We start from the raw sequence: 26,674 nt of genomic DNA on the forward strand, positions 1-26,674 counted from the left end.
GCTATTCGCCGCCGGCCCAGGTGCCGTCGTCGCGGACCCGGTAGGTGCGCTTGCCCAGGGTGAGAGTCTCCAGCGCCTCGAGGTAGGAATCGGCGACGAACCATTCGCCGGCCTGGTCGAGATCGAAGACGCGACCGTGCTCGTCGATCGCCAGGACCGACTCGGAGTTGACGCGGCCGAGCGGGAAGAGCCGCGCCCCGATGACCTCACCGAACTCGTGGAGCAGATCAGCGGTGTATGCGGCGTGGATCGGGAAGATCTCGAAGAACCTGGAGCGCTGCTCGAGACCCGGTGCCCGCCGATGGATACCCAGCGAGCCGGTGTGACCGTACGCCTGCGCCACCGCGGGGAACATCTCGTGGCGGAACTCCCGGCCCCTGACCGCTACTACGTCTTCGGCCACCAGCTCCGCCATCAGGCGGTTGTCCTCGTAGGACAGCTCGGTCGTCCACCCGGCATGTACCAGCTCCGCGCCGAGGATGTCGGAGAACCGTGCTGGGTCGGGGTTCGGCAGATCCGGGGCGACGCTCGGATAGAGGCCTCCAGTCTTTCCCCACGGCATCAGCGCCAGCTGGGTGAGGACGTAGGTGCAGGTCTCACAGGGGTCACTGGGCTTGCCGGCGGCCGGGTCGCCCGGCGCGTGAATCTGGAACGTCTCGAACTCCGAGGCGGCCAGAAGCTGCCGGGCCTCGTCGAGGGTCAGCGGGGGCAGGCCGTTCAGAGCGCGCCGACGGTCCACGTCGAAGAGCGCGTCGGAGCAGGCGATCAGCTCGGCGTGCCGCTCGCAGCCGCGGACCGTCTCCTGCGGTGTCTGTTCGGCCAGCCGCTCCAGGACCAGACGATGGTGGCTGAGCTTCTGGTCGCCCTTGGCGCCGCGGGCGACGTACACACGTCCCTCGACGGTGGCGTGGGCGGCGACGCTCGGGGCGACCGAGCGACGGATCTCGCGGCGCAGCTGCACCTCGGGGTCGGAGGCCCGGGGCGGATCGGCGATGTCGCCACGTTTCTCCCGGTAGATCTTGTGCAGGGTGTCGGCCGGCCAGTTGGGCCATGTCGACGTCCGCCCGGTCGCCCGGTCGATCACCAGGACACCGGCGCCGACCTCGGACGGGGAGAAGAGCCTCCGCACCGAGACGGTCTTCACCGTGAAGCCGAGGTCGAACTCGTCGACGACGGCCCGGTGTTCCCGCCCCTTGGCAAGGGACTCGGCACGCGCCAGAGCCGCGCCGACGGCGTCGGCCTCCGCACGGGTGATCATCGCTGGTCTCCTTCCGCCGGTGCGGTCCAGGTGCCGTCGTCGTGGACCCGGGCGGCCGGCAGGCCGGTGGCCAGCGCGACGATCGCCTGATCGAGGGTCTCACCGACGAACCATTCGCCGCCCTGGTCGAGGGAGAACACCCGGCCCCGCTCGTCGATCGCGAGGATCGCCTCGGTGAAACCCTCCCGGCCGAGTGGGAACATCCGGGCTCCGACCACCTCGCCGAACTCGTGCAACGGGTCGGCGAGGTGGTACAGCCCGCCGCTGCCGAGCTGGAACCAGCGGACCCGCTGGGCGGCGCCGGGCCCGTTGATCGCCAGCCCGATGTCGTAAAACTCGGTGAACGCGGCTCGTGCGGCCGGGAACGACTCGAGGGTGAACTCACCGCCCGGCGAACGCTCGATCCGCTGGATCGCCCACCGGCCGTCCCGTTCCCGCTTCGGTGCTGTCGCCGGCCCCCAGCCGTCGGCGGCGAGCGCCCCGGCGATCTCCGGAGGGAACCGGCCGGGCTGCGGATCAGTGCCCGCCTCCGGCCGGCCGATCCTCGGGTGGGCCCGGTCCGCGTCCGCGACGACCGTGAGGTCGAACAGGATGTCGGCGCAGGTGGCGCAGAACGTGGCGGGGCGCCCGCCGAGCGGGTCGCCGCTCTCCCGGATGTGGAAGGTCTCGAATCGGCCCTGTCCCAGCAGGGTCCGGGCTTCGTCGAGGGTGAGCGGTGCGAGGCCCGCCACGGCCCGGGCCCGGTCGGCCTCGTACAGCACGTCCGAGACGACAAGCAGCTCGGCGTGCCGCTCGGCGCCGCGGACGGTGTTCTCCCGCGGGACCGCGGCCAGTCGATCCGCGACGATCCCGTGGTGACGCAGGTCCTGGTCGCCCTTGGCACCGTGGGCCTGGAACAGCCGGCCGCCGAGGGTTAGGTGGGCCGCCACCGACGGGGTGACCCGGCGGTACGCCTCACGGCGCAGCTCGGCGATCGGGTCGGAGGTGCGATGTGATCCGACGGCGGCTTCCCGTCGCTCGGTGTACCGGCGGTCGAGTTCGGAGGCCGGGGCGGGTGGCCAGTGCGAGAGCCGGCCGGTCGCACGGTCGATGACGGTGGTCACGTCAGCGCCCGGCTCGGTGCGCACGTCCGGCGGCAGGAGCATCGACACCGCGTACCCGAGCGTCAGCTCTTCGACGGACGGGACGCAAGGATAACCGCGCCGGATCGACTGACGATGAGCCCATCCGGTGGCGATGTGTTCCGCCTCGGTCAGCGTGATCATCTCGGGCCACCCCTCCGATCCCCCGGATTGCGAGCTTAGAGCCATCGGACATCGTCACTCGGCGGCGGCCCCTGATCGGCGCCCGCGGCTGGTAGGTTCGTCCCGTCAAAATCGCGAGTCCTGGGGAGACAACCGTGAGCGGACAGGCCGACCGCGACGCGAACCATGCGCTTCGCGCTCGCTTCGACGACGTGGTGTCGCAGTACCAGCGCCTGCGTCACGGCCTGGACGACATCCAGGATCGACTGTCCCGGATGGCCGTCACGGCCGAATCCGCCGACGGTACGGTCCGCGCCACCGTCGGCGCCCGTGGCCAGCTGATCGATCTGCGACTCGACCGGGAGATCTACCGTCGCGGCGACCCGGAGGAACTGGCCCGCACGATCCTGCGCACCGTCGAGCAGGCCGTCGCGAAGACGACCGGCCAGGTGCAGGAGATGGTCGGCGAGTACCTTCCACCGGGCTCGGCCGCGGCCGGATTCGTACGGGACGGGAACTTCGGCAATCTGCTGGCCCGCCAGGACCGCATCATGCGAGAGGCGGGTGACGGCGATGACCGGTGAGCTCTACCTGGACGCGCCGCGCGCCACCGCCGCCGGCCGGGACCTGTCCGCGGCGGGTTCGCAGCTGGTCGGCCTGAGCACCGGCCCGGTCGCCGAGGTCGCCGCGATGAGCCAGGACCAGCCATGGGGCCGGGACGAGATCGGGGCCGCGTTCCAGAAGGACTACGGACCGCTGCTGCAGAAGTTCACCGAGGCGTTCGGAAACGTCGCCGGCTACGTCGAGGGTCTCGGCCAGGCCGCGGTGCAGTCGGTGGCCGACAACACCGCCGCCGACTCGCGGGCATCGTCCACCGTCGCCAAGTCGTATCGGGCCTGATGCATGACGATCCTGCCGAGCCCGATCCCGCATCCGCTCGACTTCTCCCCCTGGGATCTTCCCGGCTGGGCCTACGAGGCCCTGGAATGGGTGGTCGGCTTCGACTGGCCGGAAGGCAACGAGAAGACCACCTGGGACGTCGCCGACCAGTGGTATGAGCTGGTCAGCGCCATGGCCGCGCCCCGGGAGGACGCCGCCGACGCGGCCGCCCGGTTCGTCGCGGCCTACGGCGGCAGCGGCACCACGATCGACGCCTTCGTCAACGCGTGGAAGGCGGTCGCCGACGGCGACGAGGCCCCGCTCAACGCGCTGGTGACGTTCGCCGCCGAGATGGGCAAGGTCGTCGACGAGTGCGCCCAGGACATCGAGGCGGCGAAACTCGAGGCCTGGATCGAACTGGGCCTGTTCGTCATCGAGCTGATCGGCCTGGCGGTCACCGTCGCGCTCACGCTCGGTGCCGCCTCCCCCGCCGCGGCGGGCATCATCGCCGCGACCCGGATGGCCATCCAGCAGATCTTCAAACGGTTGATCGCGCAGCTCTCCCGCAAGGCGATCAAGCAGGCGCTCAAGGACGCCGGCCAACGGGTCGCCAAGGACGTACTCACCAAGAAGGGCCTCACGAGGCTCGGCAAGCAGGCCCTCGGCGAGGCCAAGGACGAGGCCCGCGAGGAGTTCCTGACCAACCTCAGCATTCAGGCGTATCAGGCCGGTGTCGGCCACTCCGACGGCATCGACCTCGGCGACCTGGGCAGATCGACCCTGGCCGGCGCGGCCGGTGGCGCCTCGGCCACCGTCGCCGGGATCGGCGCGGGCAACAGGAGCGGCATGTTCCGTGGCGCCGCCGCCGAGGTCTTCGGTGAGATGGGCGGCGCCGCCGTCATGGGCGATCTGCCCGGCTTCGACGACCTCGCCAAGGCCGGCACGTCCGGCGCCGCCGGCTCCGCGATCAGCAACACCCGCCAATCCTTCCAGGACATGGGCGCCGGCCTGGACACCGGCGGCCTGGACCTCAACGACCTCCCGCCAAGTTCGACATCAACTTCATCCTCGGGTACGGACGTGAGCTCCGCCTACACCGGCCCGTCCAGCGGGAACGCAGCATCGTCCGGCGGTTCCGCCGACAGCGGCGGGTCGTCCGGCGGTTCCACGAGCGGCGGCGGGTCATCCGGCGGTTCCGCCGACAGCGGCGTCTCGTCCAGCGGCGGCGAGTCTTCTGCCGCTTCGGTCAACGGCGGCGTCTCTTCCGGGGGTTCCGTCAACGGCGGCGTCTCGTCCGGCGGTTCGGTCAACGGCGGCGGGTCATCCGGCGGGACGTCGCACGGTGGCGATTCGTCCGGTAGCGGCTCGTCCACGGTCTCCTCCTTCGTGTCGTCTCCGGCGGACACCTCCGTGACCGCTTCGGCGGCGTCTTCCAGCGGGTCCACCGGCGGCTCTTCCAGCGGCCATTCCGGCGGGCAATCCGCCGCCTCGGCGCCGCCGGCAACCGCCCCCTCCGCCGCACCGATGTCCTCCGAGGCCACGGCACCGGTGTCGCCGTCGCCGAGCGCCCATCAGCCGGATGTCACCCGGTCGTCTGCCGCCGATGTCACGTTGTCCTCGGTCGCGCCGCCCGCGGAGGCCCCGGCACACGCCGGGACCAGCACCGGCGTACCGGCATCCACCGGCATACCGGCATCGTCCCCAGCCCCGACCCCCGCGAACGTCGCACCGGCCGCGAACACGGTGACCAACGCTGCGGTCGCATTCGCCCCGGCCACCGGCAACACCGGTCCGGCCGGCTCACCGTCGATCACACCCGGCCCCACGTCGTTCAGCTCGCCGAACCCGAGCGTCTCCCTCACCGGCGGCGGCCCGGCCACCGCGACCCCGTCCGTGCCCACCACCGGCACGCCTACGAGCGGACCGACGGTCACCGCACCCTCGACCACCCCCACCGGCACGTCGACCACCGTGACGGCCCCGCAGGCGCTGGACACCGGCGGCGCGCGTTCCACCGGCCCCACGACATCCCCGGCGACGAACGCGCCCGGCCCGTCGCTCACCTCACCCGCCGCCACCACGTCGCCCGTCAGCGCCACACCGACGGCGACTGCCCCGGCACCGTCCCCCCCGTCCTCACCCGCACCGACACAGCCGGCGCCGAATGATCAACGGCCGGGGCAGGCAAGCCAGCCGCGGCAGGACATCGCGAACAACGATCTTCCGGTACCCGGAGGCGTCCACGCGGCTCCGCACCTGACGTCCCGTACTCCTGAGCAGGCACGCCACGAACAGGCGTACTTCGACCAGTACGACCGCAACAAGCAGGTAGTAATAGACGATCTTCGCGCAAAGGCGGTCGCACCGTGGGACGCGGCAATCCTCCGCGCCCAGCAGAATCAGCAGATCGCCCGGCGAGGCGCCTTGAAGGCCACGCTCACGCTCAACATCCCCCTCCGCAGATATCACCAGCGGATGGAGGCCATCCACCAGGCGACTGAGGTTCACGCGCTTGCCCAGCGTGCATCCGCCCTGAATGCTCCGCTTGCCGATATCGACCTGCCGAGGAGTCAGTACTACGGCACGGCCAATACCGAGTACGCGCAGCTGACTCGATCCGATCAGCCGGTCTGGAGCAACGATCGGTCCGCACTGACCGGGAGCGGCAACCCGCTGAACTCCCGGACCGGGCGCCCCTACAACCTGCCGGGCGGGCTTCGTGAGCCGCTCAGATTGCACCAGGCCGATCTGGAACTGGCAGTCCCGCGGGGTCAGAACAATCTGCCGGTCCGTACACCGGACCCCCGGGGACCCTTCCTGCGACTGATCAACGACGGTGGGCCTGGCGCGGATCCCACACGTGGCTTCAACTGCCTCGACTGTTCGCTGTCGTTCTTCGAGACGTATGTGCACGGCCGGCCGACGGTGGCCGCGCCCCGGACCGTCGACGGCTACAGCTTCGGCCGGCCCGACATGCACGGCGGCGAAGCCGGCGGACCCGATCGGGCGGAGCTGGCCACCGGCAGCGCCTTCACCATGGTGACGCCGTGGGTTCCGGGTCAATCACCCGCCGCGGTCAAGGCGGACGTCGACCGCGGCTTCGACAAGATCATCGACGCTCTTCAGCGGGGTGGCCACGGTTCGACGGCCATCATCATCAACGTCTGGCAGGACAGCACCTCCCACGCCTGGAACGCGGTGAACCACAACGGTTCCATCCTGTTCCTCGATCCGCAGACCGGCGAACACGCCGACGCGACCAACTTCGTGCCCGGCTCGCCGGGATTCCCGACCCTCTACGGCCACACCGGCGTCTCGAACGGTTCGAACGTGGTGGAGCTCCACACGCTCATGGTCGACGGTCAGGGCAATCCGATGGCCGTCGAGAACACGCCGCACTCCGGGTTCAACAACGGCGCCACGCCGGTCCCGCCGCCGCCCCCGCCCGTCCAGCAGCAGGCCGCGCCCCCACAGCAGCTGCCGCCCTCACCGCCGCTGAACCTCTCGCCGCAGCCCCCGACCCCCGCACCGCCCGCGCCACCGGCACCCGCACCTCCGACACCGCCGGCGCCACCGGCACCCGCGCCGCCCCTCAATTCTCAGCCGCCGGGTCCGCCTGTCAGCACCCAGCCGCAGCCGCAGCCGCCAGGTCCGCCTGTCAGCACCCAGCCGCAGCCGCCGGCTCCGCCCGTCACTAGCCAGCCGGCGCCGAGTCCCACGCTGCCCGTCGACAGCCAGCCCGTGCCGAGTCCGGCGCCGCCGGTGCATGCCGCGCCGCAGCCGGTGGCCGACACCCGGCCGGAGCCGGGGCCGGCGGTGGACGTCGTGCCTCAGCAGCGGGTGCCCTTCGAGTCACAGGACGCGTCGCAGACGGCGCCGCCGACTGTGCGGGTGGTCGAAGAACACCGGGACGAGAACGGTCCTTCGTCGACCGCGACGCCGGTGGACGACTCCGGACGTACGACATCGGAGGAAGCGTCTCCCCGGACGGAGCCGGCACCCTATCGGCAGGTTGCCGACCCGCTCGCGGTGCTCGATCCGGTCTCGTCGAACGGACCGGCGGACCGGGACCCACTCGCGGCGCTGGACCCGAGCAATGATCCGCGACTCGCCGAGGCACCGGCGGTCGGCGATCGGGCCGCGGCCGAACGGCAGGCGCGGGAGGACTACCACTACGAGAACGACCGGACGCGCCGCGAATTCGACGCCGAGTACCGGCAGCGCCTGGCGCTGGAACTGCGGAGACAGGCCGAGGGCCGGTTCGAGCAGGCGGAACGCGCGCAGGATGCGCTGCGCAACGCCTACGGGCGCGGCGATCCGGCGGAGACCGCCCGCTACGAGCACGAGTGCAACCGGCTCCTGGCCGAGGCCGAGGATCTCCGGGACCGGGCGCGGCACGTCGACGGTGGCGGTGGCCTCGGCGATGTCGAGCTGACCGGAAACGATTGGGAGCGGGTCAACGACAACTGGAGCGAGCTGGCGCCCGGCCCGGTCGAGACCGGCGACCGGTCCGCACTGACCGGCGACGACCGGCCCCGATCCATCGACACGACCCGCCGGTACAACCATCGGGGCGGCCTGCGCCCGCCGCTGCGGATCCACCAGACCGACCTGGAACGTGCCATGCCGCGCGACGCGGAAGGCAACGTGATCCGGCAGGCCGACCCGCGGGACGGCGAGTGGTTCGGCCTGGTCAACGACGGTGGCCCGGAGGCCGACCCGACCCGTTCGATCAACTGCGGTGACAGTGTGCTGTCGCTGTTCGAGACGTACATGCACGGACGCCCGAGGGTGTCGGCGCCGCGCACGTTCGACGGCTACCACAACGGCGACCCGACCCGCCCGATCGGCGCCGAGCAGGGCGTCACGGACCGGATCGAGACGACGACCGGCGGACGGTTCGAAGGGCTCACCGACGTGGGCGGGCTCGATCCCGATGACGCCCGCGTCGAGGTGCGGATGGCCGAGATCCGGCTACGCACCCACCTGACCGGGCTCGGTCACGGTTCGTTCGCCTTCGTCACGACCCAGGACCAGGCCGGGCGTACGCATGCGTTCGCCGCGGTGAACCAGAACGGCACGATCCTCTACCTGGATCCGCAGACCCGCCAGGTCAGCCCGTCCACTCCGATCCGCACGCATTCGGGGCTGGGCGCCCCGTGCGACGTGCTCCGGATGGACGCCCTCGTCGTCGACGGCCAGAGCAACCCACGCCCTTTGACAGCCGGCGCCGACTCGTTCGTCGCGGCCGACCCCGCGGGCGCCCCGGGTGGATCCGGTTCGGGCCCGTCGGCGTCCGGCAGCGCCGACCTCGACCTCGATGAGGTCATGCGCCGATACGAGTTGCTCGGTGAGATCGCGCCGAGGTTCGATCTGGTGACCAATGACCAGCGATACCTTGATCAGGGTGCTCACACCATCGAGCGGCACGGCCCGGACGTCCCCTTGGAAAGAGATGCGAACCATCAGACCTCGGGGATCAGAACAATTGAGGGCCGCATCTTCGGCGACGCTCCCTGGCGGCGGACCGAGAACAAGTCGTTCAAGTGGATCGATCATGCAACCATGAAGAACGAGATCAACAATTATCTCCAACAGAATTGGGAAACGATCCGCAGCGATCTGGCATTGAAGGGCGAGCACCTCGCCGAATACAATGCCGGCCATCTCGTCGGCCACGGCTATCACAACAAGGGAATGTACGGGGTAGGCGATCGCGAATCTGAGTACGGCTACGCCAGCAAAGTAGGCATACGAATAAAGTTGGTGGAGGGAACCGACCCTCCTGAATTCTTCCTCATCACGGCATTTCCCTACCGCTAGGGTGACAGCATGGACCTCTCCAGGCTTCCTGAGCCGCTTCGCGCGCGCGCCGAAGAGTTGACCGCCCGGCCGCCGATCGACAAAGTGCGCGATCTGCTCCGCTCCCACGTCGAACCCGCAGAGGATCTCGATGAGGTCGGGCGGAGCTTCCGATCAGCGGCACGGAACAACATCTTCTTTCTGAAACAGAATCTCGCTGCCCTGGAGGAGATCCTCTCCAGCCCGCAGGAGCCCGGCACACTGCTACGACTGGTGGAATGGGACGCCAACTGGGCGATCGATCACGATCAGACGGACAGCGGCGCGGGCCGGTTCCTGAGCGAGATCGCGCAGATGCTCCGCGAAGCAATCGAGCAACAGGATCGATGACCGCTGAGTCTGAGAGAACAGAAGTGGCCAGGCACGCGAACTGGGACCTTGCTGAGCATCTCTTGAAAGTGATGCTTCCCGGCGCGTCAGGGTTCTCCATCAACGGCCTGGGTGACACTCGGGACGAGAACTGGCAGTTCTTCGACATCGAAGGGCGGAAAGCCGAGGAGGGAGCCCGTGACCTGGTGTCACGATGCTCGCATCTGAGGCCGGCCGGCGTTCGCCCTCACCCCCCAGTATTCGGAGGGGCTGGGATGATCGACGGATCGGACGGTGGCGGTCACGTCGCAGCGCCGCAGCCGCAGCCGCAACGAAATCCGGCGGGATCTGCGCCACCGGCAAGCTGAACAGCGGGAGAACGATGGCCGGTTACCTGTTCCTGATGCTGCACGATGTTGAGCGGCCGGTCCTCGCCGCGGCATTGGCCGGCGTGCTCTCGCTCCCGGTGGAGGCGGTGGACGTCGGTGATGACGGGCAGGACGACCGGCAATGGGACCGGGCGATCAGTTGCACCGTCACACCGCTGGACGGGGACTTGCGGCTGCACCTGGACGTCTACTTCGCTGACAGCATTTCGTCTCCGTCCCTCGCGGATGCCGCCGGGCTCCTCGCTCGCCGGGTAGGCACGCTGGTCGCGTACAAGTCGGAGGAGTTCCCGCCCAGCGCCCACTGGCTGGTCGGGCCGGAGGGCCGGCATGTCCGCGCCCGGCTCGTCGACGAGGACGAGGACGGGAACCTTCTGGAGTCGGGATATCGGATCGGCGCTGTCGAGACTCCGGTGGAACGGCTGCCGAGGGTCGCGGTCGACCCGCTGCCCGTGAGCTGTCTCCTCTGGCTCCACGACGAACCGACTCGAGCACGGCTCGCCACCGCGCTCGCCGACCTGTTCTCGCTGCCCATCGAATCGGTGGATGTCGACACCAACGAAAGCGACGACCGGAACTGGGAGGCACCGATCCTGTGCACGGTCACCCGTATCGGTGGTGATCTGCGGCAGCACCTCGACATTCATGCGGCCGACGAGATGTCCGAACGGCCTTCGCAGGAGGCCGCCGCCGCTTGGCTGGCCGGGAAGCTCGGAACGGCCGGCGCCTACCAGGCGCTGTCGATTCCGCCCGACGCCTTCTGGCTCGTGGGTCCGGACGGCCGGAGAGCCCGTGCCAGGATCGAGGACGACGAATCGGATGGCGATCTGACCCTGTACCGCATCGACGCGGTGGAACATCGATTGGCCGGGGCAGGGGAGCTCACCGTCGCCGCCGTGCCGGAAGTGATCCGGCACTACCGGTTACCCACGCCGCTGGTCGACGATCTCCGTTCGCGGTTCGGTATGTCGTCGACTACCGCCGATTCTGCCCGGCATGCGACCTCGTACCTCGCAGTCTGGGAAGGACTCGTCGCCCGGCTCGTGGCGGGCTGGTATCCGGACGGGTGGTATCCGCCCGAGTACTACCGGGAGGATCTGGAAACCCGTGACCTGCTGACCGACGCTGCCGAGGCCCTGCCCGAGCCGGTCCGGGTGGCGTTCGCGCAGGCGCTGGCCACGATCGACGAACGCTTCGCCGCGGCGACCGTGGACGACGGTGGCGAAGCGCTCGCATCCCGTACCGGCTCGGTGCCGGACCGGTGGTGGTGGCATCGGATCACCCGCCCTGTTCCGTGGCGGAACATGCCCGGCGCATCGCCGTAAATCCGGCGCCCCGACGCTGAGCGACAGGATTTGATCGGGCCCCGCATTGGGACAGGCCATGGGCAGTGGGGATTGCCGGCACTCCACCTGGAACGCGGTCCGGCGGCTGAGAGGCGGCTGGGAGGGGCGGTCAGGCCGGGAGGGTGGCCGGCGCCCGGGTGATCGGGTCGGGAGCCGGGCGGCCGAAGTAGTACCCCTGGGCGTAGTGGTAGCCGAGGTCGCGCAGGTAGCCGGCCTGTTCGGCGGTTTCCACGCCCTCGGCCACGGCGAGCAGGCCCAGTCCGGTGCACACGTGGATCAGGGCGTCGACGATCACGGCCCGGCGACCGGGTTCGATGATCTCGTCCACGAAGGACTTGTCGACCTTGATGACGTCCACCGGGACGGTACGGAGAAGGCCCAGCGACGAATGGCCGGTGCCGAAGTCGTCGAGGGCTATCCGGATGCCGGAACGGTGCAGGGTCTCGACCGCATCGATGGCGGTGCCACCGCCGAAGATGGCCGTCTCGGTGACCTCGACCAGGAGCGCGGCCGGTTCGATGCCGGTCTCGGCCAGGATGGTCATGACCACGTCGGGGAAGCCGGGTTCGCTGAGCTGGCGGGCCGAGACGTTGACGCTGATGTAACGCGGGGCGCGGTCACCGAGTGTGCGGCGCCATTCGGCGAGCTGCCGGCAGGAGGTTCGCATGATCCACTCGCCCAGTTCGACGATCAGGCCGTTGTCCTCGGCGATCGGGATGAAGGCGGCGGGGCTGACCGGGCCCCGTACCGGATGGGTCCATCGCACCAGCGCCTCGACGGCGACCGTGCGGGCGTCGCGGAGGTCGACGATCGGCTGGTAGTGAACCTGGAGGTCGCCGTCGTCGAGACTGTGCCTCAGGTCGGCGCCGAGGCGTTCCGCGGCCTCGGCGCGCTCGTCCAGTTCGGGCGTGTACTCCACTAGCTGACCGCCGGCGGCCTTGGCCGCGTAGCGGGCGGTGTCCGCCCGGCGCACCAGCTCGGCGGCGGAGATCCCGGCCGAACCCGCCGCGGAAAAGCCGGAGACGCCGGCCGCGGAGGATCCGGAAACCCCGGCCACGCCGGACGCGGAAGAACCGGAGGTCCCGGCGGAAGCGCCCGAGGGACCGGGTGGCGAGGAGGAGGCCACGCCGAGGCGGGCGTTGAGGAGCAGCTCGTGCTCGCCGGCGTGGATGGGGTGACGCAGTACCTCGGCCAGGCGTCCGGCGACGGTCCGGCCGTCGCCGTCGAGGGTGTCGGGGACCAGGACGGCGAACTCGTCGGCGCCCATCCGGGCGACCACGTCGCCGTCGCGGAGGCTCTGCCGGAGCAGTTCGGCCACGGCGATCAGGGCCTGGTCGCCGGCGGCCCGCCCGAGACGGTCGTTGACGTGTTTGAAGCCGGCCAGATCGATCATGATCAGGTGGCACGGTGCGGCGGCCACCGCGGCGGCGGCGCGCTGCTCGAAGTCGCGGCGGTTGGGCAGGCCGGTCAGGTCGTCGCGCATGGCGAGGTGGCGCAGTTGCCGGGCCTGGCTGTCGACGCGGGAGATGTAGCCGTTCATCCGGGTGGCCACCAGCAGGAACAGGGCGGTCGAGCCGATGGCCACGGCGGCCCAGCTGACCCGGCCGCCGCCGCGTTCGCCCTGGACCAGCAGGACGGCGGGGACCAGCAGGGTGGAGGCGGTGAGTACGAGCAGACGGCTGCGGCCGAGGCTGTCGCGGTCGCCGGTGACCGGCTGCGCCATCGACGGGTGCGCGGCCGCGGCGGCCCAGCAGGCGTAGGCGAGCAGGTATCCGGCGTACAGGGTGGTGGCCGGGAGCAGGCCGGGCAGCAGGGTGTAGACGACGTTGCCGGCCAGGGTGATCGCGCTGCCCGCGGTGAGCAGCCACAGGCTGGGGCTGCGGCGGCCGCGGCGCAGCAGGATCGGGGTGATGACAGCGCAGAGCAGCACGCCGGCGGCGGGATATCCGGCGGTGACGGCGCGGGTGAGGACCGGGACGCCGGTGTCGACGACCACCGGCTCGATCATGAAGGTCCAGTAGACGATGCCGATACCGACGCCGATGATCGCCGAGTCGATCAGGTTGCCGGAGAGGTAGCGGCCACCGGGCAGGCGTTCCCGGGTGAGCCGGAACAACGCGACCGTCAGCATCGGGTAGGCGCCCAGGTACAGGGCGTCGGCCCAGGACGGGTAGGCGATCGTGCCGGTGAGCAGGATGTGTGACGCGTAGACGATGTCGCCGAGGACCCAGGTGGCGACGCCCGCGGCGAACAGGTACCAGTTGCCGGCGGCTGCGGGGCGGTGGCGGCGGGCGCCGGCCACCATCACGGCGCACGAGGCCGTCGAGACGAGGGTGGAGACGACCACGGAGGCCCATCCGTACGACAGCAAGCTGTACACCACGGCCGCGCCCAGCCCGCAGACAAGCCAGACCAGCCACCCGGTCGAACGTGGAGAACTCGGCACATCAAACAGGTTCGGTCGGCTGACCTTGAATGTGAGTACTCAGGTCACTCCGGCCTCGGCCGATCTGGTTCGCAAGGACGTGCGGGAGCGGGAGCGAGTGAACAAGTACAGCCGAATGTGCCTGGTGGCTCTCACCGTGTCTGCGGTGTGGTTCGCCGTCACGGTGATGGCACCGGTCGGTCCGGCCTGGCTGTTGTGGGTGCCGATTCCGGTGTGCGGGCTGGTGGTGTCGGCCGCTTTCCGGTCGGTGTCCCGTAATCGGGGCCTGCCGGGGCCGACGGTCGCGTTCTGGAGGCGGCTGACCCCGGTGCCGATGGTGGTCACCGCGGGGCAGACGGTGCAGGCGGTGGATGTCCTGACGCATCCCGGCGCGCGTACCTCGTACACCCATCCCCTGATGTTGATCTTCGGGGCCCTGGCCCTGCTTGCGGTGATCCATGCGTTGATCCGGCTGCCGGGCGGCGGACGGCCGGGCTCGGGCGCGCTGATCGCTCTGGACGCCGGGTCGGTGGCGCTGGCCGCGGCGGTGTTCGGCTGGCATTTCGGGACCCGCGCCGCGTTGCGGGCCGGGACGACCCCGGAGGTGCTTGTCTCGCTGGCGCTCACGGTGCTGACCAGCCTGACGGTGTTCGCGCTGGCCAAGGCGGTCATGTCGGAACATTCGCCGATCGACAAGCGTGGGCTGCGGTTGCTGGCGCTGGCCGCTACGGTCGGCGCGCTGGCCCCGATGCTGCAGCCGGTCGTGGCGGCGGCCGGGGATCGGCTGTTCGTGGCTCAGCTGGAGATTCCGCTGGTGATGTGGTTCGCCGCGAAGGCGGCCGAGGCGCAGTGGCAGGCGGTGCCCCGTGCGACGGTCCGCAAGCGTCCGTACAGCGTGCTGCCGTACGTGGCGGTCGCCGCGGTGGACGTGCTGCTGCTGGTGAACGCGTGGCAGGGTTCGGACGACATGGTGGCGGTGGCGTTCACCGCGGTAGCGCTGACCGGCATTGTCGCCTACCGGCAGATGACGGCGCTGCGGGAGAACTCCCGGCTGGTCGAACGGCTGGATCACGCGGCGTCGCATGACGCGCTGACCGGGCTGGCGAACCGGGCGCTGTTCCAGCGGCGGCTGGAGGAGTCGCTGCGCGGCCCGGGGACCACCCATGTGGCGCTGCTCGACCTGGACGGGTTCAAGGAGATCAACGACACCTACGGCCACGAGGCGGGTGACCTGCTGCTGACCCGTGTGGGGGCGGCCCTGGCCGCGGCGACCGGGCCGGGCGGCACCGCGGCACGGCTGGGCGGGGACGAGTTCGTGCTGGTGCTGCCCGATTCGACGTGTGCTGAGGCGGCCGCGGTGGCCGAGCGGGTGCTGGCCGGGCTGCGCGAGCCGGTGCCGGTGGGCGGCCGGTCGCTGTGCATCCGGGCGAGCATCGGCATCGCCGGCGGCACGACGGGCGACGACCCGGCGGAGCTGCTGCGGACGGCGGACACCACGATGTACGCCGCCAAACGCGTCCCGGGCTCCGCCTATCTGCACCACGAGTACGACAGCGCCGTGGTGGCCTGAGACGTCACCCCGCGGAACGCCGGGACGCGATCCGCAGGTCGGCCTCGATGGCGGCGGTGGCGGCGAGCAGGGGCGGCAGGATGCGGTCGCGGATCTCCTCGACGGTGGCGCGGGCGGCGTGCACCGAGACGTTGACGGCCCCGGTGACGGTGCCGCCGCGGTCCCGGATGGGCGCGGCGATGGCCCGCAGGCCCTCCTCGAGTTCCTGGTCGACGACCGAGTGCCCCTGCAGCCGGACCTGGGTGAGTTCGGCGCGCAGCGCTTCCGGCGTGCAGAGGGTCCGGTCGGTGAGCTGTTCGAGCCGGGCCCGGCACAGGTAGGACTCGAGTTCGGGCTCCGGCAGCCAGGCGAGCATCACCCGGCCCATCGAGGTGGCATATGCCGGGAAGCGAGTGCCCACGTTGATCGCGACGCGCATGATCCTACTTGTCGGGACACGGGCGACATACACAATATCGTCACCGTCGAGCACCGACATGGACGACGATTCGCGGACCTCGGCCACCAGGCGTTCCAGGTGGGGTTCGGCGACCTCGGGCAGCGAGATGCTGGACAGATACGAGTACCCGAGCTCGAGCACGCGCGGTGCCAGCGAGAACAGCCGGCCGTCGGTGCGGACGTAGCCGAGGTCGGTGAGCGTGAGCAGGAAGCGCCGGGCGGCGGCACGGGTGAGACCGCAGAGCCGGGCGACGTCACTGAGCGTGAGGTCGGCGTGCTGAGCGTCGAACGCGCGTATGACGGCGAGTCCCCGTTCCAGCGACTGAACGTAGTACGGTTCGCGCGGCATCAGATGATCGAACCCCGTCGTTGACGTGACACGGGACACATCATAGCGTTCTCCATGAGAACTCACGTTCGTCATGCGCACAGATTTCGAAGGAGTAAATATGCGGCGTCTTCTCGCGGGGCTCGCGGCGGCCATGCTCGCCGGCTCCCTGGTGGCCTGCGGTTCCGAGTCCGGCGGCGGGGGCTCGACCGCGGAGGGCGGGGTCGACAAGGTCAAGGTCGGTGTCATTCCGATCGTCGACGTGGCCCCGATCTACCTGGGCCAGCAGAAGGGCTTCTTCAAGAACCGGAACATCGAGCTGACCCTGGAGGTCGCGGCGGGCGGCGCGGCGATCGTGCCGGGCGTGACGAACAACCAGACCCAGTTCGGCTTCAGCAACTTCACGTCGCTGCTGATCGCCCAGACCAAGGGCCTGCCGATCAAGGTCGTCGCCGCGGGCGTCGCGTCGACCGGCGAGGCCGGCAAGGACTTCGGTGCCGTGGTGGTCAAGGGTGACAGCCCGATCAAGACGGCCAAGGACCTGGCCGGCAAGAAGGTCTCGGTCAACACCCTGAAGAACATCGGCGACACCGCCACCCGTGAGTCGATCCGCAAGGTCGGTGGCGACCCGTCGACGGTGAGCTTCGTCGAGATGCCGTTCCCGAACATGCCGGCCGCGCTGGACAAGGGCGAGGTCGAAGCCGCGTGGGTGGTCGAGCCGCAGCTGTCCACCATCAAGGCGGCCGGTGGCCGTGAGGTCGCCTCTACCTACGTCGACGTCGCGCCGAACCTGACGGTGGCCGCGTACTTCACCTCGCAGAAGCTGATCGCCGAGGACCCCGACCTGGTCAAGCGCTTCACCGAGGCGATGAACGAGTCGCTGACCTACGCCGACGCCCACCCGGACGAGGTACGCACGATCCTCGGCACCTACACCAAGATCGACGAGAAGGTCCGCGCGTCGCTCGTGCTGCCGAAGTGGCCGGCCCAGATCAACGAGGCGTCGCTGCAGACCCTGATCGCCCTCGGCGAGAAGGACGGCATCTTCAGCGGCACCCCGGACCTGGCGAAGCTCCTGCCGTGACAACGGCCCGCCGTGGCTCCCCGGCCCAGGCCGGCAACCCCGCTCTGCTGGGGGTCGCCGGCCTGGCCGGGTTGCTCCTCATCCTCGAACTGGTGCCGCGCCTGGGCCTGGTGGACGAGAAGTACCTGCCGCCGGCCAGCACGATCGCGGCCGCGCTGGCTGACGAGGCCGCCGACCCGGCGTTCTGGACCGCGCTGTCGGACACCCTGGTCGCCTGGGCCCTGGGCCTGGCCATCGCGGTCGGCGCCGGGGTGCTGGCCGGTCTGGTGATCGGCTCGGTGCCGCTCCTGCGGGCGCTGACCGCCTCGACGATCGAGTTCCTGCGGCCGATCCCGTCGGTGGCACTCATCCCGCTCGCCGTGCTGATGTACGGCACCGCGATCGAGTCGACTCTGCTGCTGGTCTGCTACGCGTCGTTCTGGCAGGTGCTGGTCCAGGTCCTGTACGGCGTGGCCGACGTGGACCCGGTCGCCTTCGAGACCGCCCGCAGTTTCCGGTTCTCCGCGTGGGCCCGGATCCGGCACGTGCTCTGGCCGACGGCCCTGCCGTACGTGTTCACCGGGATCCGGCTGGCCGCCTCGGTGGCCCTCGTCCTGGCGATCACGGCCGAGCTGGTGATCGGCTCGCCCGGGCTGGGCCAGGCCATCGCGGTCGCCCAGTCGTCGGACGCGGTGCCCACCATGTACGCCCTGGTCGTCGTCACCGGCGTGCTCGGTGTCCTGATCAACCTGCTGGCTCGTACCGGCGAGCGCCGCCTGCTCGCCTGGCACCAGTCCGTGCGGGGAGAGGTGCCGGCATGACCGGGCGCACCGCGGCGGAGCAGGGGCCGCGAGGGCATACCCGAGGAGACACAGCGTGATGATCAACATGATCAGGAGGGCAGGACTGGCGGTCGCGCTGCCGATCGCCCTGTTCGCCGGCTGGTACGTGCTCAGCGCCGGCAGCGAGAACTTCTACGCACCGCCGCTCAGCAAGATCCTGACCGCGTTCGGCGACACCTGGACCGCCGACCGGCTGCGGGCGGACGTGGCGCCGAGCCTGCTGCGCCTGGTCGCCGGCTACCTGCTGGCCGCCCTGATCGGGGTCGGCGCCGGCGTGGCGATCGGGCTCAGCCGCCGGTTGCGCGCCACGACGGAGCCGGTCCTGGAGTTCTTCCGGGCCATCCCGCCGCCGGTGCTGGTCCCGGTGATCATGCTGTTCGCCGGCATCGGGAACGGCATGAAGGTGACCGTCATCGTGTTCGGGTGCGTCTGGCCGATCCTGCTCAACACGGTCGAGGGCGTCCGCGCGGTGGACGGCGTGGTGCTGGACACCGCACGCTCGTACGGGGTGAACGGCACCGCCCGGATCACGCACGTGGTGCTGCCGGCGGCCGGCCCGCAGATCGCGGCCGGACTGCGCCAGGCGCTGTCCATCGCGATCATCCTGATGGTGATCAGCGAGATGTTCGCGGCAAGCAACGGTCTCGGCTTCACCATCGTGCAGTTCCAGCGCAGCTTCGCGATCCCCGAGATGTGGAGCGGGATCATCCTGCTCGGCCTGCTCGGATTCCTGCTGTCGCTGCTTTTCCGGCTCGCCGAACGGCGGGTGCTGCGGTGGTACGAGGGCCTGCGCGCGGCGCAGCGCGCCGGCTAGGGGGCGATGATGCTCGAGGTCAAGGGCCTGCGGAAGGTCTACAAGTCAGGTACCCGTGAGGTGGAGGCGCTGCGCGACCTCACGTTCACCGTGGAGAACGGCGACCTGGTCTGCCTGGTCGGCCCGTCCGGCTGCGGCAAGACGACACTGCTGCGCTGCGTCTCCGGCCTGCTCGACCCGACAGCCGGGGACGTGCGGGTCGACGGCAAGGCGGTCGACGGCCCGCCGCCGGGCATGGCGGTGGTCTTCCAGGAGTACGGGCGCAGCCTGTTCCCGTGGATGAGCGTGCGCGCCAACGTGGAGCTGCCGCTCAAGCAGAAGAAGGTGGCGAAGGCGCGGCGCGCCGAGCTGGTGGAGCAGTCGCTGGACGCGGTCGGCCTGACCGGCTCCGAGTCGGCGTACCCGTGGCAGCTCTCCGGCGGCATGCAGCAGCGCGTCGCGATCGCGCGGGCGATCGCCTACGAGCCGCAGACGCTGCTCATGGACGAGCCGTTCGCGGCGGTCGACGCGCAGACCCGCGCCGACCTGGAGGACCTGGTCCGGCAACTGTGGAAGCGGCTCGGCGTGACCATCCTGTTCGTCACCCATGACATCGACGAGTCGGTGTACCTGGGGCAGCGGGTGGTGATGCTGTCGTCCTCGCCGACCGTGGTGCAGGACGAGCTGATCATCGACCTGCCGGACGAACGGGACCAGCTGACGACCCGGGCCGACGCCCGGTTCATCGAGCTGCGGACCAAGGTCTACGAGCAGATCCAGGCGGCCAAGAGGAACGCTGGACAATAGAACCGAAGACGAAGGGCCCGGTCATCTCGTACGGATGACCGGGCCCTTCGGTCTTGATCAGCGAACGCCGATCGCCTCGCGAAGCTCAGTCCTCGCGTCGGCGGCCGTCCTGGCGGAGAACGCCGTGGCGGCGGCCGGGTCCGGCTGCGGGACGGGGTCGCACCGCTTGTCGGACCGGTTGCCGCGGACCCGGTCCGGCAGCTCACCGGTGGCCAGGTAGGCGGCGATGGTGTCGTCGGTGCAGGCGATCCCGCTCAGCGATCCCGAGTGGGTGGTGCCGCCGACGCCCTCGATCAGCACCGAGCGCGGGAACCGCTTGCGGACCTCGAGGGCCCCCGAGTACGGCGTGGCCGCGTCGTTGGTCTCGGAGATCAGCAGGATCGGCGGGGCCTTCTTGCCGTTCACCTCGACCGGCTTGCCGGCCTTGGCACCCCAGTTCAGGCAGGGCGCGTTGTACCAGGCGTTGTTCCAGGTGATGAACGGGTGCTTGGCGTAGATCGCCCAGTTGTCCCGCTTCCACTTGGACCAGTTCTGCGGCCACTGCACATCGGTGCACTGGACGCCCAGGTAGACCGCGTAGCCGTTGTCGGAGCCGGGTGCGCCGGGCTCGGCGTACAGGTTGAGAAGCGGCGCCGGGTCCTTCTCGTTCACCCATGCGGCGAACGCCTCGGCGACCTCCTGCCAGCCGAAGACGTAGTAGCCGGCCGAGACGAACACGTCGTTCCACTCGTCCGGGCCGATCTTGCCGGCCGCCGGGTTCCTGATCAGTGAGTACAGCGTCGCGTAGTACTTCTGCTTCACCGCCTTGGCGCTGGTGCCCAGGTGGTAGGTCGCGTCGTTCTTCGCGATCCAGCCGAAGTAGACGTCCATGTTCTTGTCGAACTGGATGTCCTGGTCCAGGTTCGCGGCGTACCAGACCCGTTCCGGGTTGACCACGCCGTCGAAGACGAACCGGCGGACCCGCTCCGGGTGCAGCGTCGCGTAGACCTGGCCGAGGTAGGTGCCGTACGAGAAGCCGTAGTAATTGATCTTCGAGACGCCGAGGGCCTTGCGCAGGCTCTCCATGTCGGCGACCGTGTCGGTGGTCTTGAGGTGGTCGAGCAGCGCGCCGCCGGCGGCGTCGCACGCCTTCGCGTACTGCTTCGCCTTGGCCAGCCAGGTCTTCTCCAGCTGACGGGTGACCGGGACGTAGAACGGCCGGTTGTAGCCGGCGTAGTCCGGGTCGCAGGTGAGGGCCGGAACGCTCGAGCCGACGCCGCGCGGGTCGAAGCCGATCCAGTCGTAGAGGCCGCCGGCACCGTTCGGCACGTACTCGCCGAGAACCGGCAGGCCGAGGCCGGAGCCGCCCGGACCGCCCGGGTTGGTGAGCATGACGCCCTGGTAGTCGGCGTCACTCGACTTGTGCTTGATCCGCGACACCGCAATCTTGATCTTGGCGCCGGACGGCTTGCGGTAGTCGAGCGGAACGATCAGGAAACCGCACTGCGCGCCACGCGACTGCAGACTCGGGCGCGTACACGTACCCCAGTCGATGGCCGGCGGGGTGTAACCGGGAGTCTTCGCGGTGGTGGCCTTCGCGGTGGCCGCGACCGGGATCGTCCCGGCGCCGATCAGAAGACCGACGGAGGCGGCGATGGTGGCCGCCAGGATTTTTCGCATCCCTTGCCTTCCGTTGTGGAGCCGCCCGCCGAGACCGATCCGGCCAGGGGCGGTTCCCGCAGCCTAGCCATTGGAAGATGCACATGTGTGAGGACCGAAAGTAGGTATTGATTGGTATGAACGCCCGAGGGCCTCCCGGTGCGATGCTCGCCACGTCCGTTCCCCTCAGTACACGGAGGACCACCCCGTGCGAGTACTCGCGATAGTTGGCGCGGCCGGGCTGATCGCCGGCGGCCTCGCCGTCGCCACACCGGCACAGGCCGCGGCGGCGCCGGACATCCCGGTCGCCAACGTGAAGGCGCACCTCAGCCAGTTCCAGAGCATCGCCACCGCCAACGGCGGCAACCGCGCCCACGGCCGGCCCGGCTACCTGGCCTCGGTCACCTACGTGAAGAACCTGCTCGACGCGGCCGGCTTCACGACCACGCAGCAGTCGTTCACCTACAACGGCACGACCGGGTACAACCTCATCGCGGACTGGCCCGGTGGCGACACCACCGACACCCTGATGATCGGCGGCCACCTGGACAGCGTCGCCTCGGGGGCCGGCATCAACGACAACGGGACCGGCTCGGCCGGCATCCTCGAGGTCGCACTGCAGGTGGCCCGCTCGAACTTCCAGCCCGACCGGCACCTGCGGTTCGCCTGGTGGGGCGCGGAGGAGCTGGGCCTGCGGGGATCGACGTACTACGTCAACTCGCTGACGTCCGCACAGCGGGCGAACATCGGCGGCTACCTGAACTTCGACATGATCGGCTCGCCGAACCCCGGGTACTTCCTCTACGACGGCGACAACTCCGACGGCACCGGCAGCGGCCCCGGCCCGGCCGGCTCGGCGCAGATCGAGGCCACCCTCGCCGCGTACTTCACCTCGATCGGCGTGCCCACCCGCGGCACCGACTTCGACGGGCGTAGCGACTACGGCCCGTTCATCGCCAACGGCATCCCGGCCGGCGGCATCTTCACCGGCGCGGAGGGCAGCAAGACCTCCGCCCAGGTCGCGCTCTGGGGCGGCACCACCGGGCGCTTCGACCCCTGCTACCACTCCTCGTGCGACACCATCACGAACGTCAACGACACCGCGCTGGACCGCAACTCCGACGCCATCGCGTACGCCGTGTGGACGCTCGCCGACGGCGGCACCACCACCCCGCCCGGCACCACCGTCTGGTCCGACGGCCTGGAGACCGCCACCGGCTGGACCCAGGGCACCACCGACACCGCCACCGCCGGACGGCTCGAACGCGGGGACCCGGCCGCCACCACCAGCTCCGGCGTCACCACCCAGCTCGGCACCGCCGCGAGCGGCACGTACGCACTGGTGACCGGCGCCACGGCGGGTGCCAGCGCGGGCGCCAACGACCTCGACGGCGGGATCAGCACCATCACCTCCCCGTCGATCACGCTGCCCACCGGCACGCTGACGCTCAGCCTGTCCTGGTACCTGGCCCATCTCAACAACGCCACCAGCGCCGACTACCTGCGGGTCCGTGTCGTCTCCGGCACCACCACGACGACCGTGCTCACCCAGTCGGCGACCGCGGCGAACAAGGCGGCCGCCTGGACGAACGCCACGGCGAACCTCTCGTCGTACGCCGGGCAGACGATCCGCCTGCAGGTCGAGGCAGCCGACGCCGGCACCGCCTCACTGGTCGAGGCCGCCGTCGACAACCTGGTGATCACCCGCTCCTGAGCCGGACTCCCGCCCGCCGGTCACATCCGGCGGGCGGGAAACCTTCAGAACCGCTCCGGGGACGCCGATGAGGCACCACAGCCCCCGTCGCGGCCAGAGAAGGAGCACCGCCCATGACGCAGTCCGCCGGATGGTATGCCGATCCGAGCGGTTTGCCGGCGCAACGCTGGTGGGACGGCCGGCAGTGGACCGACCACGTCCAGCCCGGCGGGTCACCGATGCCACCGCCGAACGGATACTTCCCACCCGTGCCGCCGAGCGGACCCGCGGCACCCGGACCGCACACGGTCCCGCCGGATGATCCCGAGCAGGTACCGCTCTACGCCACCCAGCCGGCCGCGCGTTCGCAGCACAGCGGGCCGCACGCCCTGCCGGAGAACCGGCCGGCCGCTCCCCCGGCACATCCCGAGGCCCCGGCGGTCGCGTACTCGATGCCTCCGGTCGACGCGGTCGCCCGGCAGCCCGATCACTCGATCGCGGTCGCGCCGGCATCCGGCGGCGAAGAGGTCGCGGGGTGGCGGCGAGTGGCCGGACCGGTCGCGCTCGCCCTCATCGCCGCGCTGGTGCTGGCCCTGGTCGCCATCATTCTGATCGGTCCGGGAGCGTTCTGAGGGTCCGGAAGCGTTCCGAGAGTGATGTGAGAGCGCCGGCCGCCATGCTTGTTCCACCGGGCGGGGTTCACGCCCCAAGCTGCAGCCCCGCCCGGCCCGGAGATCAGTCGCCGGCCAGATCCCGGTGGATCGCCCAGACCGCCACCGGGACCGCCGCCGCCGTCCAGGCGAGCAGGAACAGCAGCGCCTTGGTGTTGCCGGCCGAGGCCAGCGCGAACGCGGCGAACGGCAGCCCGTTCTCCATCCGGTTGATCAGGCCCTCGGCGAACAGCAGCCAGGCGAAGAGCCCGCCCAGCAGCCACATCGGGTGCCGGACCACGGTCGTGCACAGCGCACCGAACACCGCCATCACCGGGGCCACCAGCACCGTCGAGGCGTAATGTGCGGCGCTCTCGTCCAGCAGGACGGGCAGGCCACTGACCGCGGCAAGCGTCGTGCCGAGCACCGCCGCCACCAGGCACTGCGCGATCAGGACCCGCCAGCGGTGCGGCTGGCTCAGGAACACCAGCACGGCGGTCCGGTGCTGATAGTGCTGCGCGGTCACGGTCACGGCGATGCCGAACGCACCGATGCCGGCGAACAGTGACCACGCCTCCTTGCTGAACCAGCCGAACAGCGCGGCCATGAACGCGAAACCGATCAGCGCCAGCCAGGACGAGCGGATGCTCACGCTGCGGTAGAGGTCGCTGCGGAGGACGGCGATCATCGGACCTCCGCCACGTTCGCGTTCATGAAGATGTCCTCCAGGTGCTCGGCCTCGGCCACCAGCTCGTAGATCGGGACCTGAATCTCCAGCGCGATGTCGCCGGCCTGCTCGGGCGTCAGACCCGAGACGAACAGAAGGTGCTCGTACGGTACGACCGCGGCGCCCGCCTTCTCGTACGCCCCGGCGAGCCGCACCGGATCACCGCCGCGGACCCGCAGACGTGCCGTGCCGGCCAGCTCGGCCAGCGGCCCGGCCGCCAGGATCCGTCCCTGGCCGATGATCACCACGTCGTCGACGACCTGCTCCAGCTCGGCCAGCAGGTGGCTGGAGATCAGCACGGTGCCGCCGGCCTCGGCCCGCGCCCGCAGCAGCTCCCGCAGCCAGGCCATGCCGGGCGGGTCCAGCCCGTTCGCCGGCTCGTCGAGGACCAGCACGTTCGGCTCGCCGAGCAGAGCCGTCGCGACTGCCAGCCGCTGCCGCATGCCGAGCGAGTAGTCACCGGTCCGCTTCGCGGCGGCCTCCTCCAGGCCCACGAACTCGAGCAGCGGCCCGACCCGGCTCCGGTCGATGCCGCCGAGCAGCGCCTGGGTGACCAGATGCGCGTAACCGGACTGTCCCGGATGGCTCAGGCCCTGTTCCAGGACCGCACCGACGTGCCGTAGCGGCTGGTCCAGGTCCCGGTAGCGCTTGCCGTTGACCAGGGCGGTGCCCCTGGTCGGCCGGGTCAGGCCGAGCAGGATCCGCAACGTGGTGCTCTTGCCGGAGCCGTTGAGCCCGAGCAGGCCGGTGACCCGGCCGGGAGCGGCGGTGAACGTCACGTCACGGACGGCGTCCACCCTCCCGTAGGTCTTCGTCAGATCCCGGATCTCGATCATGGCGGGCATTCTCGCGCCCACTGTCAAGCCCGCGGCTGCACACCACCGCTGCCTCAAGGCGCTCGAGACAGCGGCATGCCACAGCCGGGGGTTTGTGGGTGCTGTCCGTCCGAAGTGACCGATCACGGATAGACAGCTGCCCGATCGGGAACAGGAACGCTAGCGTGGCCCACCACGCGGTCCGGCCCTCCTGCGGAAGGACGCCATGTCCGGAAACGGCACTCCATCACACCGCGCATCGGGTTCGGTGCAGCGCAACCGGGCGATCGCCGTCGGCGCCGGGCTGCTTCTGGCGCTCATCCTGCTCTTTTCCACGCTGGCGTTGTGCAGCGGCCGCGGCGGCGACACGCCCCCGGCCGCGGGGCCCACGACCAGCGCGAACCCAGCGCAGTCCGGGCCCGTCCGCTCGGCTCCTCCACCACCCGGGGCGGCACAGCCGGGAGCATCAGGTCCGGGCGAGGGCGCACCGGGCGGGACATCGAGCGGGACGCCCGACGGGACAACCGGCGACACGACGCCTGAGCCGGCCACCACCACGGAGCCGGACGCGGAGCCGTCCGATGACGCCGAGGAGCCGCCCACGCCGCAGGGTGGCGTGGACACCGGTGGTGGCGGCCTGGTTCCGGGGCGGCGGCTCACCCTCCTCGTGACGGGCGGGTTCCTGCTGCTCGCGGCGGCCGCCGCGGGCGCGTACGCCCTCCGCCGGCCCCTGCACCACCGCTGACCGGGACATGCCGCACATCCGTGACGGGCGGGCGGCGGCCTTCGCCGCCGTCCTGGCCGTTCTGGGAACCGGGACCGTGATCCTGGGGCTGCGCACGGAGGACGGCCTGCCACCACCGGTCGACGCGGCCGGTCCCGCCTCCCTCGCCCCCGTGCCGGCCGTTCCGTCCGCCGCGTCTCCGGCGAACGGGCCGACCGCGACAGGACCCGCGGGCGACGTGCCACCCCCGCCGGCGGGGCAAGGATTGGCGGGCAAGGGACCGGCGGGGCAAGGACCGGCGGGCGAGGGCTCACCGGCGAAGGGGATGAGGGCGTCGGTTCCGGTGCGCCTGCAGATTCCGGCGATCAGGGTGGACACCGGGGTCATGGAGCTGGGGCTGCGACGCGACGGCACCCTCGAGGTGCCGCCGCTGCGTGGTGACGCGCCGGCCGGCTGGTACCGGCACTCGCCGACGCCGGGTGAGCCCGGCGCGTCGGTGCTCGCCGGGCACGTGGACACGGCACGGGACGGCCCGGCGGTCTTCTTCCGGTTGCGTGAGCTCAAGGCAGGCGATCCCATCGCGGTACGGCGTAAGGACGGCACCGTGGCGAAGTTCGTGGTGTCCCGGGTCGCCACCTACTCGAAACGGGACTTTCCGAGCCGCGAGGTGTACGCCCCCCTGGCTTCTCCGGGACTGCGGCTGATCACCTGTGGCGGGGTCTTCGACCGCGGCGAGGGAAGCTACCGGAGCAACGTCGTGGTGTACGCGGACCCGGTTACGTAACCGGTTCCGACCCTCTTTTCGGCCAGTTTGGTTCCGGAACCCGGGGGGTTCATGCCGATCGAACCGGTATGCCGGATCGGTCTGCTTGACATG

21 protein-coding genes are annotated in these 26,674 nt (G+C 70.5%); 14 read left to right on the forward strand and 7 right to left on the reverse strand.

Annotated features, from left to right (window positions below; translation table 11 throughout):
- Position 1: 1 nt before the first annotated feature.
- Positions 2–1,258, reverse strand: a complete 1,257-nt coding sequence (locus AB0G04_RS38985; protein WP_360993983.1) for an SUKH-3 domain-containing protein — start codon at positions 1,256–1,258, stop codon at positions 2–4.
- Positions 1,255–2,523 carry an SUKH-3 domain-containing protein gene (locus AB0G04_RS38990; protein ID WP_360993986.1) on the reverse strand — a complete coding sequence of 423 codons (1,269 nt, stop codon included), beginning with the start codon at positions 2,521–2,523 and terminating at the stop codon, positions 1,255–1,257. The genes AB0G04_RS38985 and AB0G04_RS38990 overlap by 4 nt, the downstream gene beginning before the upstream one ends.
- Before the next feature lie 134 nt (positions 2,524–2,657).
- Here AB0G04_RS38990 and AB0G04_RS38995 point away from each other — a divergent pair, with 134 nt between their 5' ends.
- The 5 genes from AB0G04_RS38995 (at position 2,658) to AB0G04_RS39015 (ending at position 11,263) form a co-directional block, all read left to right on the forward strand.
- Positions 2,658–3,086 carry a YbaB/EbfC family nucleoid-associated protein gene (locus AB0G04_RS38995; protein WP_360993988.1) on the forward strand — a complete coding sequence of 143 codons (429 nt, stop codon included), beginning with the start codon at positions 2,658–2,660 and terminating at the stop codon, positions 3,084–3,086.
- Positions 3,076–3,402 carry a hypothetical protein gene (locus AB0G04_RS39000; protein WP_360993991.1) on the forward strand — a complete coding sequence of 109 codons (327 nt, stop codon included), beginning with the start codon at positions 3,076–3,078 and terminating at the stop codon, positions 3,400–3,402. Before AB0G04_RS38995 ends, AB0G04_RS39000 begins: the two co-directional genes overlap by 11 nt.
- A gap of 3 nt (positions 3,403–3,405) precedes the next feature.
- Positions 3,406–9,204, forward strand: coding sequence for a toxin glutamine deamidase domain-containing protein (locus AB0G04_RS39005; protein ID WP_360993994.1), 5,799 nt, complete (start codon positions 3,406–3,408; stop codon positions 9,202–9,204).
- Between the two features lie 9 nt (positions 9,205–9,213).
- Positions 9,214–9,573: a hypothetical protein gene (locus AB0G04_RS39010; RefSeq protein WP_360993996.1), complete on the forward strand. Its 360-nt coding sequence runs from the start codon at positions 9,214–9,216 to the stop codon at positions 9,571–9,573.
- Positions 9,574–9,934: 361 nt separating this feature from the next.
- On the forward strand, positions 9,935–11,263 hold the full coding sequence (locus tag AB0G04_RS39015) for a hypothetical protein (protein WP_360993999.1): 1,329 nt from the start codon (positions 9,935–9,937) through the stop codon (positions 11,261–11,263).
- A gap of 130 nt (positions 11,264–11,393) precedes the next feature.
- Here AB0G04_RS39015 and AB0G04_RS39020 read toward each other — a convergent pair whose 3' ends face one another.
- Positions 11,394–13,730: an EAL domain-containing protein gene (locus AB0G04_RS39020; protein ID WP_360994002.1), complete on the reverse strand. Its 2,337-nt coding sequence runs from the start codon at positions 13,728–13,730 to the stop codon at positions 11,394–11,396.
- 31 nt (positions 13,731–13,761) lie between these two features.
- On the opposite strand from AB0G04_RS39020, the gene AB0G04_RS39025 reads away from it, so the two are divergent.
- A complete protein-coding gene (locus tag AB0G04_RS39025) occupies positions 13,762–15,279 on the forward strand; it encodes a GGDEF domain-containing protein (protein WP_360994005.1) in 1,518 nt (505 codons plus the stop codon).
- 4 nt (positions 15,280–15,283) lie between these two features.
- Here AB0G04_RS39025 and AB0G04_RS39030 read toward each other — a convergent pair whose 3' ends face one another.
- Positions 15,284–16,066, reverse strand: a complete 783-nt coding sequence (locus tag AB0G04_RS39030) for an IclR family transcriptional regulator C-terminal domain-containing protein (RefSeq protein ID WP_360994008.1) — start codon at positions 16,064–16,066, stop codon at positions 15,284–15,286.
- Positions 16,067–16,166: 100 nt separating this feature from the next.
- Between AB0G04_RS39030 and AB0G04_RS39035 the strand changes: the two genes are divergently transcribed.
- From AB0G04_RS39035 to AB0G04_RS39050, 4 genes are read left to right on the forward strand one after another with little or no spacing between them, the layout of a single operon-like run.
- Positions 16,167–17,129: an ABC transporter substrate-binding protein gene (locus AB0G04_RS39035; protein ID WP_360994011.1), complete on the forward strand. Its 963-nt coding sequence runs from the start codon at positions 16,167–16,169 to the stop codon at positions 17,127–17,129.
- Positions 17,126–17,929: an ABC transporter permease subunit gene (locus tag AB0G04_RS39040; protein ID WP_360994014.1), complete on the forward strand. Its 804-nt coding sequence runs from the start codon at positions 17,126–17,128 to the stop codon at positions 17,927–17,929. Before AB0G04_RS39035 ends, AB0G04_RS39040 begins: the two co-directional genes overlap by 4 nt.
- Before the next feature lie 58 nt (positions 17,930–17,987).
- Entirely contained in the window at positions 17,988–18,764 is a 777-nt protein-coding gene (locus AB0G04_RS39045) for an ABC transporter permease (protein WP_360994063.1), read from the forward strand.
- Positions 18,765–18,773: 9 nt separating this feature from the next.
- Positions 18,774–19,550: an ABC transporter ATP-binding protein gene (locus AB0G04_RS39050; RefSeq protein WP_360994017.1), complete on the forward strand. Its 777-nt coding sequence runs from the start codon at positions 18,774–18,776 to the stop codon at positions 19,548–19,550.
- A 57-nt stretch (positions 19,551–19,607) separates the two neighbouring features.
- On the opposite strand, the gene AB0G04_RS39055 is transcribed toward AB0G04_RS39050, so the two are convergent.
- Positions 19,608–21,209, reverse strand: a complete 1,602-nt coding sequence (locus tag AB0G04_RS39055; protein WP_360994020.1) for an alpha/beta hydrolase — start codon at positions 21,207–21,209, stop codon at positions 19,608–19,610.
- A gap of 220 nt (positions 21,210–21,429) precedes the next feature.
- Between AB0G04_RS39055 and AB0G04_RS39060 the strand changes: the two genes are divergently transcribed.
- Both AB0G04_RS39060 and AB0G04_RS39065 read left to right on the forward strand, forming a co-directional pair.
- The gene (locus tag AB0G04_RS39060; protein ID WP_360994066.1) at positions 21,430–22,902 is read left to right on the forward strand and encodes a M28 family metallopeptidase; all 1,473 of its coding nucleotides are present in this window, start codon (positions 21,430–21,432) and stop codon (positions 22,900–22,902) included.
- A gap of 113 nt (positions 22,903–23,015) precedes the next feature.
- Positions 23,016–23,513, forward strand: coding sequence for a DUF2510 domain-containing protein (locus AB0G04_RS39065; RefSeq protein ID WP_360994023.1), 498 nt, complete (start codon positions 23,016–23,018; stop codon positions 23,511–23,513).
- 103 nt (positions 23,514–23,616) lie between these two features.
- On the opposite strand, the gene AB0G04_RS39070 is transcribed toward AB0G04_RS39065, so the two are convergent.
- A complete protein-coding gene (locus AB0G04_RS39070) occupies positions 23,617–24,219 on the reverse strand; it encodes a hypothetical protein (RefSeq protein ID WP_360994026.1) in 603 nt (200 codons plus the stop codon).
- Positions 24,216–25,094, reverse strand: a complete 879-nt coding sequence (locus tag AB0G04_RS39075) for an ATP-binding cassette domain-containing protein (protein WP_360994029.1) — start codon at positions 25,092–25,094, stop codon at positions 24,216–24,218. Before AB0G04_RS39075 ends, AB0G04_RS39070 begins: the two co-directional genes overlap by 4 nt.
- A 205-nt stretch (positions 25,095–25,299) precedes the next feature.
- Here AB0G04_RS39075 and AB0G04_RS39080 point away from each other — a divergent pair, with 205 nt between their 5' ends.
- Positions 25,300–25,818 carry a hypothetical protein gene (locus AB0G04_RS39080; protein ID WP_360994031.1) on the forward strand — a complete coding sequence of 173 codons (519 nt, stop codon included), beginning with the start codon at positions 25,300–25,302 and terminating at the stop codon, positions 25,816–25,818.
- A gap of 7 nt (positions 25,819–25,825) precedes the next feature.
- Positions 25,826–26,581: a class F sortase gene (locus tag AB0G04_RS39085; protein ID WP_360994034.1), complete on the forward strand. Its 756-nt coding sequence runs from the start codon at positions 25,826–25,828 to the stop codon at positions 26,579–26,581.
- Positions 26,582–26,674 lie beyond the last annotated feature (93 nt).

The sequence above is a fragment of the Actinoplanes sp. NPDC023801 genome (genome assembly GCF_040639655.1).
Classification (GTDB): domain Bacteria; phylum Actinomycetota; class Actinomycetes; order Mycobacteriales; family Micromonosporaceae; genus Actinoplanes.